The sequence below is a fragment of the Agrobacterium sp. O3.4 genome (assembly GCF_041414895.1).
Taxonomy (GTDB): domain Bacteria; phylum Pseudomonadota; class Alphaproteobacteria; order Rhizobiales; family Rhizobiaceae; genus Agrobacterium; species Agrobacterium cucumeris.
The window spans coordinates 472,933-487,791 of the sequence record NZ_JALPZP010000001.1 but is presented as its reverse complement, the minus strand read 5'-3'; the positions used below and the strand labels follow the sequence as shown (position 1 = coordinate 487,791).

Genomic DNA, 14,859 nt, shown 5'->3' with positions numbered 1-14,859 from the left:
CTGCATTGAGAATGCCGTCTGAATTCATTCGGCTTCTCGAGGCCGGCGACAAAAGCGCCTGAAATTTTCTCTCCGTCTTCCTCGGGTCAAGCCCGAGGATGACGTCGTGTGTCACGAGGTTTCGTTGGCAATCTAGACGCCGATGGTTTCCCACAGTCTCTTTGCTTCGTTGCTTTCACCCACAGCCCCTGTCATCAAACTGTAGCGTCACGGCTGTAGACGCCTCTCAATCGACTGAGAGGTGAACATATGACGAGTGCGGCACCCAAGACCGGCTTCAGCAAAAACACGAAACTGAAGTCTGCATTGCTCCAGCACAAGGCACTCTCGAAAAGCGGCCTTTCCGAACGATTCTTCGGAGTTCTTTTTTCCGGTCTCGTTTATCCGCAAATCTGGGAAGACCCGGAAATCGACATGGAAGCGATGGAGCTTGGCGAAGGCCACCGTGTCGTCACCATCGGTTCGGGCGGCTGCAACATGCTGGCCTATCTCTCCCGCAACCCTGCCAGCATCGATGTCGTGGATTTGAACCCGCATCATATTGCCCTCAACAAACTGAAGCTCGCCGCCTTCCGCCACCTGCCTGCCCATCAGGACGTCGTGCGTCACTTCGGCCGCGCCAATACGCGCAGCAACAGCCATGGCTACGATCGCTTCATCGCCGACCATCTCGATGATACGACCAAGGCCTACTGGTCGAAGCGCACCCTCTCCGGCCGCCGCCGGATTTCGGTGTTCGACCGGAACATCTATCGCACCGGCCTGCTCGGCCGTTTCATCGGCGCCGGCCATCTGATGGCGCGCCTGCACGGCGTAAAACTCACCGAAATGGCCAAGACCCGCACGCTGGACGAACAACGCCAGTTTTTCGACAGCAAGGTCGCCCCCCTGTTCGACAAGCCGGTGGTGCGCTGGCTGACGAAGCGCAAAAGCTCGCTGTTCGGCCTCGGTATTCCGCCCCGTCAATATGACGAACTGGCGAGCCTTTCCTCTAACGGCACGGTTGCCGCCGTGCTCAAGGAAAGACTGGAGAAGCTTGCCTGCAACTTCCCGCTCAGTGACAATTATTTCGCCTGGCAGGCCTTTGCGCGCCGTTATCCCGAGCCGCATGAGGGCGCCCTGCCCGCCTATCTGAAGCCGGAATATTACGAGACGATCCGCAACAATACCGCGCGCGTCGCCGTGCACCACGCCACCTATACCGAGCTTCTTTCCAAAAAGCCGGCAAGCGGTGTCGATCGATACATTCTCCTCGACGCGCAGGATTGGATGACAGACGGGCAGCTCAACGAATTGTGGTCACAGATCAGTCGCACCGCCGCTCCCGGCGCACGCGTCATCTTCCGCACCGCTGCCGAAAAGAGCGTTATCGAAGGCCGGCTCTCCACCGACATCCGCAACCAGTGGGTCTATCTCGAAGAGCGGTCGCAAGAGCTGAACGCCATGGATCGATCGGCCATTTACGGCGGTTTCCATATCTACCAGAGGGCTATGGCATGAAAACCATCGGCGAGAATGTGGGCCTTGCAGACAGCGCGCATGCGGGCCTGATGGACCGCATGTATCGCCACCAGCGGCATATCTACGATATGACACGCAAATATTATCTCCTGGGCCGCGACAGGACCATTTCCAGTCTCGATGTGCCCAATGGCGGCACGCTGCTCGAAGTCGGCTGTGGCACCGGCCGTAATCTGCTTTTGGCCAGCCGGAAATTTCCGCAGGCAAAACTCTTCGGCCTCGATATTTCGTCCGAAATGCTGCTGACCGCATCGGAAAACTTTGCCGGCGAGGCCGAGCGTCCCATTCTGCGTGTAGCCGATGCCACCGCCTTCCGCGCCGCTGAATTCGGCCAGCCGGACGGTTTCGATCGCGTCATGATCCCCTATGCACTCTCCATGATACCGGAGTGGGAAAAGGCGATCGAACAGGCGCTCATGGCGCTCAAACCCGGCGGCTCCCTGCATATTGTCGATTTTGGCCAGCAGGAACAATTGCCGAAGTGGTTCCGCAGCCTCCTGCAGGCGTGGCTCACCCGTTTCCACGTCACGCCGCGCGCCAATCTTCGTTATATCATGGCCAATATGGCTGGCCGCTTTGACGGTAATCTTGAATTCGAAGAGATCGCCCGCGGTTACGCATGGCGGGCCGTCATCACGCTTCCGGTCGCCGAAGTGCAGCCGAAAATCAGCCGGATGCTGGCGGACGCCTGATTCTCGAAAGGGATTCCGGCACCTCCGCAAGAGAAGGTGCGGCCCCGCCAACACGACTTCCCCTTTGCAGCACTTTGCCGTTATTCCCGCCGCCGCACCACAAATCGCTTCGAATCCAGCGGCTTGCAAAGCCTAAAAGGGCCGGTGCCCCTTGCCATATCAGTTTGTTTACCATGTTATGGGTAAATCGGGAGATGCGGCGCACCATGTTGCGGCTGCGGGATGGGCAACAACACTTTCATCAGGGTTCCAATGCGGCTGCGTTTATCGGCACTATTGTCGGCTTTGCTATTGATCGGCGGCTGCACGTCCACGAGCTACGACCTGCTTGAAACCGCGTCCGTTTCCAAGCCGAAATTCGCCGATACCGACCCGCAGGATTTCGGCATGAACAACCCGCATCGCCACGAGGTGCACGGTATCGACGTGTCCAAATGGAATGGCGATGTCGACTGGCAGACCGTCCGCAAGTCAGGCGTTTCCTTCGTCTTCATCAAGGCGACGGAAGGATCGGACCGCATCGATCCGAAATTCGGCGACCATTGGCGCAGCGCCGCAGCGGCGGATATCCTCCACGCGCCCTATCACTTCTATTATTTCTGCTCGACGGCCGATGCCCAGGCCGACTGGTTCATTCGCAACGTGCCGAAGGAAGCCGTCACCCTGCCGCCGGTTCTCGACGTCGAATGGAACCCCGCCTCCCCCACCTGCAAGACAAGACCTGCGCCGGGCATCGTGCGTGCCGAGATGCAGCGTTTCCTTGATCGCCTGGAGGCGCATTATGGCAAACGCCCGATCATCTACACGTCGGTCGATTTCCACCGCGACAATCTCGTCGGCCAGTTCAAGAATTACCATTTCTGGGTGCGCTCCGTCGCAGCCCATCCGGCCAAGATCTACGAAGAACGCCAATGGGCCTTCTGGCAATATACGGCAACCGGCGTTGTGCCCGGCGTAAACGGCCCGACCGACATCAATGTTTTTGCCGGCAGCGAGAAAAACTGGCGGAAATGGGTCGCTTCCGCCAAATAAACACGGCCAAGAAGCAACACATTCGAAAAAACCGCGTTCTCTCCTGTCGTCTGGCTGCGAGACCCGTTTTTTTGTCGCAAACATATGGGTAAAGCGGGCCTACAACCCATTGAGGAAATTCCCATGTCTACCTTCCGGTCGCGCAGCATCATTTTTGCCGCCGCTTTGTCGCTCCTTTCCACTGGCTCCGCCCTTGCCACGCCGCCCGTTGCCTCGCCTGACGATCCCAAGCAGGTCGCCTGCGGCGGTGATCTCGGGGCATTTCTCGAGGGCGTGAAAGCCGATGCGCTGGCCAAGGGCATTCCGGCCGACGCGATCCAGAAGGCGCTTGCCGGCGCCCAGATCGATCCGAAAGTGCTTTCGCGTGACCGGGCACAGGGCGTCTTCCGCCAGACCTTCCTGGAATTCTCCCAGCGCACCGTCAGCCAGGCCCGTCTGGATATAGGCCGCAGGAAGCTGCAGGAGCTCTCCTCCACCTTCGCCCGCGCCGAAAGTGAATATGGCGTACCGGCTGGCGTCATCGCCGCCTTCTGGGCCATGGAAACTGATTTCGGCGCCGTTCAGGGTGACTTCAACACCCGCAACGCGCTGGTGACCCTCTCGCATGATTGCCGCCGCCCGGAACTTTTCCGTCCGCAGCTGCTGGCGCTCATTGAAATGGTTCAGCATGGCGATCTCGACCCTGCCGCCAACACTGGCGCATGGGCCGGTGAAATCGGCCAGGTGCAGATGCTGCCCAAGGACATCATTGCTTTCGGCGTTGATGGTGATGGCAACGGCCACATCAACGTCAAGGATAGCGCCCCGGATGCCATCCTGACGGCTGCGAAATTCATCCAGCATCTCGGCTTCAAGAAGGGCGAGCCGTGGATTCAGGAAGTCTCCCTGCCGGAAAACCTGCCATGGGAAAAATCCGGCCTCGGCGGTCCGCTCACCGCCGGTGAATGGTTCGCTCTTGGCGTGACGCCGCGTGACGGCAACAAAAACTTCGCCTCCCTGCCCGCAGCTCTCATCATGCCGCAGGGCCGCAAGGGGCCGACCTTCATCACCTATCCGAATTTCAACATCTATCTGGAATGGAACCAGTCGTTCATCTACACGACGTCGGCGGCCTATTTCGCCACCCGCCTGATGGGTTCTCCCGTCTACAACAAGGGCAATCCCGAGCCGGGCTTCGATGACGCGACCATGAAGCAACTTCAGACCAAGCTTGAGGCGCGCGGGCACAATGTCGGCAAGGTCGATGGCATCCTGGGTTCCGGCACCCGTGTCGCCATCCAGAAGGAACAGCAGCGCCTCGGCATGCCCGCGGATGGCTGGCCGTCAGCTGCACTTCTGCAGGCGCTTTAAGCAATCTTAACGACGCCGTCGGGCCTTTAATCTCTCCGACGGAATCAAGGCGAAATCGTTAATCTCGACTGGATGACTGGGGATAACACCCCGGTCATTTACTTTTTTTAAACGTATGAAGCACTGCGTGAAAGAGAAATAATCTTTTATTTTCAGATAATTACAGAATCTTCTTTTTTATGCCGCCTCAAAGCGTGCTGCACTGCATCACAGAAACCGCTTTTCAACTGCCACAAAACGGTCATATTATCGAACCTGTCAACAACAGGAGGCACCCATGGGACTTACAAAATCTCTCAATGCCTTGGCAGTCGGTTTGGCGTTTTTGTTCGTAGCGATGATGCTTTTCATCTGACGAGACGTGAAGACCAAACGCAGATAAGAACCGTAGATGACACGAATTTAAAAAGCGCAGATCCTTTCGGGTCTGCGCTTTTTTCATGTCGAAAATAGAGTTTTTAAAAATCAGGCGGCGCTGCGGCGCAGACGTTCCAGCCCGAGATTTTCCAGCACTGCTTCAACCAGCGGCGCGCGGTTCATGGTGTAGAGATGGAATTCGTTCACGCCGCGCCGCTGCAGATCGGCGATCTGCTCGGCGGCAACTTCGGCAGCCACGCGGGCGCGCCCTTCAAGGTCTTCATCGTAACCTTCGAAACGCTCATCCAGAAAACCGGGAACGCTGGTGCCGCAACGACCGGCAAAACGCTTGAGCTGGGTAAGGTTCTGGATCGGCATGATGCCCGGAACCACCGGAATGGTGATGCCTGCCGCCGTCACCCGCTCCATATAACGCTCGAACACGTCATTATCGAAGAAGAACTGTGTCAGCGCGCGGGTTGCGCCATTATCCGCCTTGCGCTTCAGCATGTCGATATCAACCGCCTCGCTCGCGCTCTCAGGATGCTTCTCCGGATAGGCCGATACGGAAATCTCGAAATCGCCGATCTCGCGCAGGCCCTTCACCAGTGCGGCGGCGTTTTCATAACCCTCCGGATGCGGCTTGTACGCCGTGCCGATGCCGGTGGAGGGATCGCCGCGCAGCGCCACGAAATGGCGAACGCCGGCATTGCGAAACTCTTCGACAACCTGATGCACATCGTCACGGCTGGCATCCACGCAGGTCAGATGCGCAGCTGTCGGCAGATGGCTGTCACCAATCATCCGGCGCACCGCATCCAGCGTCGGCGCCTTGGTGGAACCGCCCGCGCCATAGGTGACGGAGACGAAATCCGGGTTCCATTTTTTCAGCTCGGCAACCGTTTCCCAGAGATGGGTCTCCATCTCGGCATTCTTGGGCGGGAAAAACTCGAAAGATAACCGGATATCGCCATCACGGCGCGCGGTTTCCGACCTCAACATATCATGCCCTCCGGGAGCCAAGTAATACCGCCTCTTGCACCACATCGTCTGCCATCAGCAGCCGCTGGTCGCGGGCAACCCATATCGTCACGTCCAGAGACTCCTCGGACGCCCTTTCAGAATGAAGATCGACGGCGCGGTCAGGCGCAAGCCCGGCCTTTTTCAGCCATTCTTCCATCAACGGATGCGAAAAGCCGAGCCGCACATGCGCATGCTCGTCACGCAGATATTCAAAGGAATGCGGCGCAAGATCGATGACGATCAGTCGCCCGCCGGGACGCAGCATACGCGCGGCTTCGGAAAGCGCGATCTCCGGCTGGTCAAGAAAATGCAGCACTTGATGGATGACGATCAGATCGAAATCCTGTCCTTCCAGCGGCAGGTTGAGAATATCACCATGGCGGACGGACGCATTGACCACACCCGCCTTGTCGAGATTGGCGCGCGCCACAGACAGCATGTCACGGCTGGCATCGACGCCGATCGCCCGGCGATAGATGCCGCTCAGAAGTTGGAGAATGCGGCCCGTCCCCGTGCCGAGATCGAGAAGCGAATCGACGGGCGTGGTGCCGACCAGCTTCAGCAACGCGCCTTCCACGGCTTCATCGCTCACATGCAGCCGGCGCAACTCGTCCCAGGCGGACGCGTTGCGGCTGAAATAATCCTGCGCCCGCTCCGCCCGCACCCGCTTGACGGTAGAAAGCCGTTCGTTGTCACGCTGGAGGACGGCATCGGAGGGCGATGCAGCGCCAAGCAGCTGCCTGACCACAACGGCGGGCTCACCATCCTGCCGCAGACGGAAATAGGCCCAGGCACCTTCCTGATAACGCTCGATCAACCCCTCTTCCGTCAAAAGCTTCAGATGACGGGAGATGCGCGGCTGCGACTGACCAAGGATTTCGGTAAGATCGGTGACCGTCAGGTCGCCGGCAGCCAAAAGCGCCAGCAACCGAAAGCGCGTCGGTTCACCCGCCGCCTTCAAAAGATCCACCAATTTGTCTAAACCGAACGCCACTCTGCCGCGCCTCGCAAGCCAATCAACATATAAAGATATCTTTATGTCGATGTGGTGCTCGATGCAAGCGCAAACTGTGGTGCGCCGCCATCAAGTCCACTTATTACATGAGAAAAGGCCCGCTTTGCGGCGGGCCTTTCTGAAGCGGTGTGGAAAAGGATTAGCGCGTCAGGCGCTTGTAGCTCACCCGGCCGGGCTTGATGCTTTCTGGGCCGAGGCGGCGGACCTTGTCCTTTTCATAGTCTTCGAAGTTGCCTTCGAACCATTCCACGTGGCTGTCACCCTCAAAAGCGAGGATGTGGGTGGCCAGACGGTCGAGGAACATGCGGTCGTGGCTGATGATAACGGCGCAACCGGCGAAGGCTTCCAGCGCTTCTTCAAGCGCCGCCAGCGTTTCCGTATCAAGGTCGTTGGTCGGTTCGTCGAGCAGCAGCACGTTGCCGCCGGCCTTCAGCATCTTGGCAAGGTGAACGCGGTTGCGCTGACCGCCGGAGAGATTGCCGACCTTCTGCTGCTGATCGCCGCCCTTGAAGTTAAAGGCGCCGCAATAGGCGCGCGAGTTCACTTCGAACTTGCCGAGCTTGATGATGTCGTTGCCGCCGGAGATTTCTTCCCACACGGTCTTGTCACCCGCCAGCGTATCGCGGCTCTGGTCGACATAACCCAGCTGTACCGTTTCACCGACAGTCACCGAACCGCTATCGGGCTGTTCCTGACCGGTGATCATGCGAAACAGTGTGGTCTTGCCCGCACCGTTCGGGCCGATGACGCCGACAATGCCGCCCGGAGGCAGCTTGAAGGTGAGGTTTTCGATCAGCACCCGGTCACCATAGGACTTGGTGAGGTTTTCCGCCTCGATAACGACACGGCCCAGACGCTCGGCGACGGGGATGACGATCTGCGCGTCGCCGGGACGACGGTTTTCAGCGGCTTCCACCAGCTCGTCATAAGCGCGGATACGCGCCTTGGACTTCGTCTGGCGAGCCTTGGGGCTGGAAGCGATCCATTCCTGTTCGCGGCTGATGGCCTTCTGGCGCGAGGCGTCTTCGCGGGCTTCCTGCTGCATACGCTTGGCTTTTGCCTGCAGATAGGCGGAATAGTTGCCTTCGTAAGGAATGCCGCGGCCACGGTCGAGCTCGAGAATCCATCCGGTTACGTTGTCGAGGAAGTAGCGATCGTGGGTGATCATCATCACGGCGCCGGGATAGTCGCGCAGGTGCTTTTCCAGCCACGCGATGGTTTCTGCGTCCAGATGGTTGGTCGGTTCGTCGAGCAGCAGCAGGTCGGGCTGCGAAAGCAGCAGCTTGCACAGCGCAACGCGGCGGCGCTCACCACCCGAAAGGCCAGTCACGGGCGAATCGCCGGGCGGGCAACGCAGGGCGTCCATGGCCATTTCGACCTGATTTTCCAGATCCCACAGGTTCTGGCTGTCGATCATGTCCTGAAGCTTTGCGCCCTCATCCGCCGTTTCGTCGGAATAGTTCATCATCAGTTCGTTGTAGCGGTCGACGATCGCCGTCTTGCTCGCCACGCCTTCCATGACGTTTTCCATCACGGTTTTGTTTTCGTCGAGCTTCGGCTCCTGCTCGAGATAACCGAGCGTCGCACCTTCGGCGAGCCAGGCCTCACCGGTATATTCCTTGTCGAGGCCGGCCATGATTTTCAGAACGGTCGACTTACCAGCGCCGTTCGGGCCGAGAATACCGATCTTGGCATCGGGGTAGAAGGAGAGATGGACGTTCTCCAGAACCTTCTTCGCGCCATAGGACTTGTTCAGCCCAGCCATGTGATAGATGAATTGACGTGCCATTGTAGCGAATGCTCCACATCGGATTTTTAAGAGTACGTATCGGGAAATTTGCCGCTATGTAGGGTAAATAGGACCGTGGGGCAACCTCTGGCACGATTATGACCCCATGATTATGACAAGCTGCGTGATGACACGACGGGTGCGATGATGAATGAGACGACCGATAACTTCGCGTTCAGCCAGATCCAGAGACTGGACGCTCCCTCCGGCGCATCCATCGCCTTTCGCCACCAGCCTTCCGCCCTTGTCCCGGCCCGCGGCGTGCTGGTGATCTGCCATGGCCTGGTGGAGCATGCGGGCCGTTACCGGCGTTTTGCCGACGTCATGTCGCAGCAGGGCTTCGAGGTCTATGCTCACGACCATCGCGGCCACGGCCGCACGAAAGCGGCGGACGCACCGATCGGCCGCTTCGCCTGGAAGGATGGCGCCGAAAAAGTGGTCGCCGATGTCATGGCGATGCGCATCATGGTCGGAGAAAGACATCCCGGCCTGCCGGTCATCCTGTTCGGTCATTCCATGGGTGGCCTCGTGGCACTCAACACCGCCGTCAGCAATCCGGATGCCTTCGACGGCCTGTCAATCTGGAATTCCAATCTCAATCCTGGTGTCATGGGCCGCCTCGCGCAGGTGGTGCTGCGGCTTGAAAAAATGCTGAAAGGCTCCGATGTGCCAAGCGCCATCCTGCCGAAAGCAACCTTTCGCGCCTGGAATGCAAAAATGCCGGAAAGGCGCACCCATGCCGACTGGCTGAGCCATGACAGGCTGGCAGTGGACGCCTATGTGCAAGACCCGCTCTGCCAGTTCGAGGCCAGCGTTTCCCTGTGGCAGGACGTCTTCGAACTCTCCTATCGCGCCCCGAAACTCATTGAGCGCCTGCCGAAGACATTGCCGCTTTTGCTGGTCAGCGGCGATCAGGACGCCGCGACCAATGACGGCAGGGAGATCGTCTGGCTAGCAGAGCGGTTTCGGGAGGCAGGTTTCAGCCATGTCGAACACACCATCTACAAGGGCATGCGGCACGAGACCCTGAACGAGATCGGCTGGCAGGCGGTAGCGGCGGATTTCGCCGCCTGGTGCGGCCGCGTCGTGGATGACAGTAAAACGCCCTCCCCGTCATTCCGACCTTGACCCGGAATGACGGAATTAGGGGACTCTCAAAACACAACGAATGTCTAAGCTGCCGTGTCAGCCCCAGTTTAGTGCCGTTCCAAAACGGAATAAGTCCATGAGATAAAATCACATGCGGCGGGGCAACGCCCGGTCTATAACCGGCAGGCACAAAAGACCGGGGGACAGATGACCGACATGCCGAACAGGAAACCGCCACTATCAGGCATCCGCGTCATCGAGCTGGCGCGTGTTCTGGCCGGTCCCTGGGCGGGGCAGATGCTGGCCGATATGGGCGCTGACGTCATCAAGGTGGAAAACCCCGAAGGCGGTGACGACACCCGCACATGGGGACCGCCCTTCGTTGAAGGCGCGGAAGGCGAAAACCTCTCCGCCGCCTATTATCACGCCACCAATCGCGGCAAACGCTCCATCATTGCCGATCTGAAGACGCCTGAGGGCTGCGAACTCGTGCGCCGGCTGGTGCGCACCGCCGATGTCGTCATCGAAAACTTCAAGCGCGGCGGGCTTGCCAAATACGGCCTCGATTATGAGAGCCTGAAGGTGCTCAATCCGAAGCTGATCTACTGCTCCATCACCGGTTTCGGCCAGACCGGTCCCTATGCCGATTTCGCCGGTTATGATTATATCGTGCAGGGCATGTCGGGCTTCATGTCGATAACAGGCGAACCGGATGGCCAGCCGATGAAGGCTGGCGTGGCTGTTGCCGATATCTTCACCGGCATCTATTCCGTGACAGCCATTCAGGCCGCGCTGATCCACGCCATACGGTCAGGCGAAGGCCAGCATATCGACATGGCGCTTCTCGATGTGCAGTCGGCCGTGCTCGCCAACCAGAACATGAATTACCTGATTTCCGGCAAGCCGCCCGTCCGGCTTGGCAATGCCCATCCAAATATTTCCCCCTATGAGGTGGTGCCGACGGCCGATGGTTTCCTCATCCTCGCGGTTGGCAATGACGGCCAGTTCCGCCGCCTCTGCAATATCCTCGGCATAGGCACGATTGCCGATGACGAGCGTTACGCGACGAACAAGACCCGCGTGGCGCACAGGCAAGAAGTCCGGCAGATCATTTCCACCGAAACGCTGAAATGGCAGAAGCGCGATCTTCTGACCGCTTGCGAGCAGAATGCCGTACCGGCCGGGCCTATCAACTCCATCGAGGAAATGTTCGCCGATCCACAGGTTCAGGCACGCGGCCTGCGTGTTGATCTCGAAGCTCAGGATGGCACCGTCATCCCCGGTGTGCGGACACCGATTATCATGTCACAGACGCCGCTGCGTTATGAACGCCCGAGCCCGAAGCTCGGCGAACATCAGGCGCAGGTGCTGGCCGAACTGGAAAACATCGAAAGGACCACGACGCCATGAAAAGAACCGGTGGGCAACTGATCGTCGAAGCGCTGAAGGCCAATGGTGTCTCGCGCGTTTCCTGCGTTCCGGGCGAAAGCTATCTGGCGGTGCTGGACGCGCTTTATGAAAGCGGTATCGAAACCGTAGTCTGCCGCCAGGAAGGTGGCGCCGCCATGATGGCCGACACCTGGGGCCGGCTGACGGGTGAACCCGGCATCTGCATGGTAACCCGCGGTCCGGGTGCCACCAACGCCTCGGCCGGCCTGCACATCGCAAGGCAGGATTCCATTCCGATGATCCTGTTCATTGGCCAGGTGCAGCGCGAGGCCCGCGAGCGCGAAGCCTTTCAGGAAGTGGAATATCGCCGCGCCTTCACCGAATTTGCCAAATGGGTGGGCGAGATCGATAATGCCCGCCGCATCCCCGAATTCGTCACCCGCGCCTTCACTGTCGCCACCTCCGGCCGCCCTGGCCCGGTGGTTTTGACGCTGCCCGAAGACATGCTGGTGGAAGAGGTCGAAGCGCCCGAGGCAAAGCCCTACACATCAGTCGAAGCGCATCCCGGCCCGTCACAGATCGCGGCCTTCGCGAAAATGCTGGGCGAGGCAAAACGGCCGATCTTCATTATCGGCGGCACGCGCTGGTCCGAGGAAAGCGTGGCGAGCTTCAGGGCATTTGCCGAAAACCACAAGCTGCCCGTCGGCTGTTCCTTCCGCCGCCAGATGCTGTTCGATCACTTAAGCCCCTCCTATGCGGGCGATGTCGGCATCGGCATCAACCCGGCGCTGGCAAAGGAGATCAAGGAATCCGATCTCGTGGTCCTTCTCGGCGGCCGCCTCTCCGAAATGCCGTCTTCCGGTTATACGCTGCTCGACATCCCCTACCCGTCGCAGAAACTCATCCACATCTATCCGGAAGCCGAAGAGCTTGGCCGCGTTTACCGTCCCGATCTCGCGATCTGCGCCGCACCGGATGATTTCGTCGCCGCCCTCTCCTCCATCTCGCTTCCGGCAAACGCCGCATGGGCCGAGCGCACGGCCGCCATACACGCGGCTTACCTCAATTGGTCCACGCCGCCGCAGACCGGCCCCGGCCCGGTGCAGATGGGTCCGATCATGGACTGGATCGAAGCCAATGTGCCTGAGGACGCCATCTTCACCAATGGTGCGGGTAATTATGCCACCTGGGTGCACCGCTTCCACCGCTTCCGCCGCTTCAACACGCAATCAGCGCCAACCTCCGGCTCGATGGGTTATGGCTTACCCGCGGCGGTTGCCGCAAAGCACCTTTTCCCGGAGAGGGAGGTGATCTGCTTTGCCGGCGATGGCTGCTTCATGATGCACGGGCAGGAATTCATCACCGCCGTGCGCTATGGCCTGCCGATCATCACCGTACTGGTGAATAACGGCACGTATGGCACCATCCGCATGCATCAGGAACGGGAATATCCCGGCCGTGTGAGCGGCACCGATCTCGTCAATCCGGATTTCAACGCTTTCGCCAAAGCCTATGGCGGCCACGGCGAAACGGTGGAAAGAACGCAGGACTTCGCCGCTGCCTTCGAGCGGGCGCGTGCAAGCGGCAAGCCCGCCATCATCGAGGTGAAGCTGGACCCGGAAGCGATCACGCCAACGCGCACGCTGACACAGATCAGGACAAAAAGCTGACATGACGCATGGACATGCCTCCGGCATGGTGTAAATCCTGACGCTCGCTTGACGTCATCCTCGGGCTTCTCCCGAGGATCCAACCTCGTCGCGTTAAACCGATCGGTTGCAGATGCCCGGGACAGGCTCGGGCATGACGTGGAGAGGTTTTACGCTTCTCTCAGCATCCACTAACTCAGGATAAGACATGCCGGACGTTGCCCCTCCCGTCATCACCCCACGCGGCGCGAAGATCGAGCCCTCGGCCGGCGCACCTTTCGAGGCGGTGCGCGTGGCCCGCGATGTGCTGCACACATCCCGCACGGCGGCGCTCGCCACGCTCGATCCGGTCAGCAGCTATCCCTATACGACCGCCACCAATATCGGCATCGAGCCGGACGGTACGCCGTTTTTTTTCGCGGCCGGCCTGACGCTGCACGCCCGCAACATGGAGGCCGACCCGCGCATCTCGCTGACGCTCGCGCCCTTCGGCAAGGGCGATGCGCTGACGCTGCCGCGGCTGACACTGGTGGGCAAGGTGGAACAGCTCGGCCCGGATGAGACGCAACTCGCCATCAGGCGCTACATTGCCCGTTACCCCAAAGCGAAGCTTTATCTCTCCCTTCCCGACACGAGGCTTTACCGGCTGCGGACGGAAGGTGTGCAGATCAATGGCGGCCCGGCCCGCAATGCCAGCAACATCACCCCGGCCGACCTGCGCACCGATCTCTCAGGCGCGGCGGAACTGATGGCTGCGACGGAAAGCGAAGCGGCCCGCCTCAACGCCATCAAGGGCGAAGCGTCGCGGTTGGCAGTTCTCGCCGGCACAAAGGCCGGCCGCTGGACGATCACCTCCATCGACCCGGATGGTATCGATCTCGCCTCGGTAAATGATCTGGCGCGGCTGTGGTTTGCGGAGCGGGTGGAGACGTTGAAGCAGTTTGAGAAGGCGCTTGCTTTGCTTCTGAAATGAAGGGCGCAAACGATTCACAAACTTGGGACAATCGTCTCTCTTCCGTCATACTCGGGCCTGTCCCGAGCATGTGCCACCTATCAAGTTGTGATACGTGAGTGGATCCTCGGGACAAGCCCGAGGATGACGAAACGAGCGTTTCGAATTTCCCATCAAAAAAGGCCGGGCCGCATTCCGCGACCCGGCCTTTCTTTGGAAATCAGACTGATGCTCAGAGAGCCGCAGTAACGATGAATTCAACCTTGTAGTCCGGCGTTGCCAGCGCTGCTTCGCTGGTGGCACGGGCCGGCGGGTTTGCCGGGTCGATCCAGCCTTCCCAGACGGCGTTCATTTCGCCGAAGGTGGACATGTCGGAGAGGTAGATGATGGTCTGCAGGACCTTCGACTTGTCGGAGCCGGCAGCGGCCAGCAAGCGATCGACTTCAGCCAGCGCAGACTTGCTCTGTTCCGTCACGCTGGTGCCTTCGCCAACCTGGCCGGCCAGATAAACGGTGTTGCCGTGAACGACGGCGCCGCTCATGCGCTTGCCCGGCTCGATACGCTTGATGGTCATGGAGAACTCCTGTTGATTGGCATTTGAAAACAAAATGAAGCGCGAAAAATCAGCCGCGCAGGTGATGGGTCTTTTCGTAGATCGCCGTCGAGCGCGCGCCGGAACGGCAATAGCCGAGCATCGGGCGCTGCAATTCGTCCAGCGCGTCCACCATGCCGGCAACGGCATCAGCATCGACGCCATAACGGCCGACAGGCACATGCATGATGGTAATACCGAGCTGCTCCGCGCGCTCGGCAATATCGGCGAAAAGCGGCTGGCCGTCCTCTTCACCATCAGGGCGGTGGCAGACAATCGACTTGAAGCCGAGTGCCTTGACCTCATCCAGATCGGCGACGCTGATCTGGCCCGTTACCGAATATTCGTCGTCTATGCGCCTGATATCCATCTTATGCCTCCGCTGAAATCGGCATCCGCGCCGCTGGCA

13 protein-coding genes are annotated in these 14,859 nt (G+C 59.6%); 8 read left to right on the top strand and 5 right to left on the bottom strand.

Annotation, left to right across the window (positions count from 1 at the left end):
• The first annotated feature begins 249 nt into the window (after nt 1-249).
• The 4 genes from M0412_RS02275 (at nt 250) to M0412_RS02260 (ending at nt 4,595) form a co-directional block, all read left to right on the top strand.
• The gene (locus tag M0412_RS02275) at nt 250-1,500 is read left to right on the top strand and encodes a DUF3419 family protein (RefSeq protein ID WP_046798044.1); all 1,251 of its coding nucleotides are present in this window, start codon (nt 250-252) and stop codon (nt 1,498-1,500) included.
• On the top strand, nt 1,497-2,213 hold the full coding sequence (locus M0412_RS02270) for a class I SAM-dependent methyltransferase (protein WP_269703209.1): 717 nt from the start codon (nt 1,497-1,499) through the stop codon (nt 2,211-2,213). Before M0412_RS02275 ends, M0412_RS02270 begins: the two co-directional genes overlap by 4 nt.
• Before the next feature lie 252 nt (nt 2,214-2,465).
• Nucleotides 2,466-3,245, top strand: a complete 780-nt coding sequence (locus M0412_RS02265; protein WP_142840289.1) for a GH25 family lysozyme — start codon at nt 2,466-2,468, stop codon at nt 3,243-3,245.
• Nucleotides 3,246-3,368: 123 nt separating this feature from the next.
• Nucleotides 3,369-4,595, top strand: coding sequence for a lytic murein transglycosylase (locus M0412_RS02260; RefSeq protein ID WP_046798042.1), 1,227 nt, complete (start codon nt 3,369-3,371; stop codon nt 4,593-4,595).
• Nucleotides 4,596-5,060: 465 nt separating this feature from the next.
• Here the strand turns inward: M0412_RS02260 and metF are convergent, their stop codons facing one another.
• The 3 genes from metF to ettA form a co-directional block, all read right to left on the bottom strand.
• On the bottom strand, nt 5,061-5,954 hold the full coding sequence (gene metF / locus M0412_RS02255; protein WP_161991240.1) for a methylenetetrahydrofolate reductase [NAD(P)H]: 894 nt from the start codon (nt 5,952-5,954) through the stop codon (nt 5,061-5,063).
• Between the two features lies 1 nt (nt 5,955).
• A complete protein-coding gene (locus M0412_RS02250; RefSeq protein WP_142840290.1) occupies nt 5,956-6,969 on the bottom strand; it encodes a metalloregulator ArsR/SmtB family transcription factor in 1,014 nt (337 codons plus the stop codon).
• A 160-nt stretch (nt 6,970-7,129) separates the two neighbouring features.
• On the bottom strand, nt 7,130-8,779 hold the full coding sequence (ettA, locus tag M0412_RS02245; protein ID WP_046798039.1) for an energy-dependent translational throttle protein EttA: 1,650 nt from the start codon (nt 8,777-8,779) through the stop codon (nt 7,130-7,132).
• Nucleotides 8,780-8,926: 147 nt separating this feature from the next.
• Here ettA and M0412_RS02240 point away from each other — a divergent pair, with 147 nt between their 5' ends.
• The 4 genes from M0412_RS02240 (at nt 8,927) to M0412_RS02225 (ending at nt 13,879) form a co-directional block, all read left to right on the top strand.
• Complete coding sequence (locus tag M0412_RS02240; protein WP_269703215.1) at nt 8,927-9,907, top strand: alpha/beta fold hydrolase; 981 nt, start codon at nt 8,927-8,929, stop codon at nt 9,905-9,907.
• 168 nt (nt 9,908-10,075) lie between these two features.
• A complete protein-coding gene (locus M0412_RS02235) occupies nt 10,076-11,278 on the top strand; it encodes a CaiB/BaiF CoA-transferase family protein (protein ID WP_269703217.1) in 1,203 nt (400 codons plus the stop codon).
• Complete coding sequence (locus M0412_RS02230) at nt 11,275-12,927, top strand: thiamine pyrophosphate-binding protein (protein WP_269703219.1); 1,653 nt, start codon at nt 11,275-11,277, stop codon at nt 12,925-12,927. Before M0412_RS02235 ends, M0412_RS02230 begins: the two co-directional genes overlap by 4 nt.
• 187 nt (nt 12,928-13,114) lie before the next feature.
• Nucleotides 13,115-13,879, top strand: coding sequence for a HugZ family protein (locus tag M0412_RS02225; protein WP_269703221.1), 765 nt, complete (start codon nt 13,115-13,117; stop codon nt 13,877-13,879).
• 211 nt (nt 13,880-14,090) lie between these two features.
• Here the strand turns inward: M0412_RS02225 and M0412_RS02220 are convergent, their stop codons facing one another.
• Together M0412_RS02220 and M0412_RS02215 are read right to left on the bottom strand one after the other, a co-directional pair.
• Nucleotides 14,091-14,432 carry a RidA family protein gene (locus tag M0412_RS02220; protein WP_052818029.1) on the bottom strand — a complete coding sequence of 114 codons (342 nt, stop codon included), beginning with the start codon at nt 14,430-14,432 and terminating at the stop codon, nt 14,091-14,093.
• Between the two features lie 49 nt (nt 14,433-14,481).
• Nucleotides 14,482-14,820, bottom strand: a complete 339-nt coding sequence (locus M0412_RS02215; protein WP_065113791.1) for a TIGR01244 family sulfur transferase — start codon at nt 14,818-14,820, stop codon at nt 14,482-14,484.
• Nucleotides 14,821-14,859: the final 39 nt, after the last annotated feature.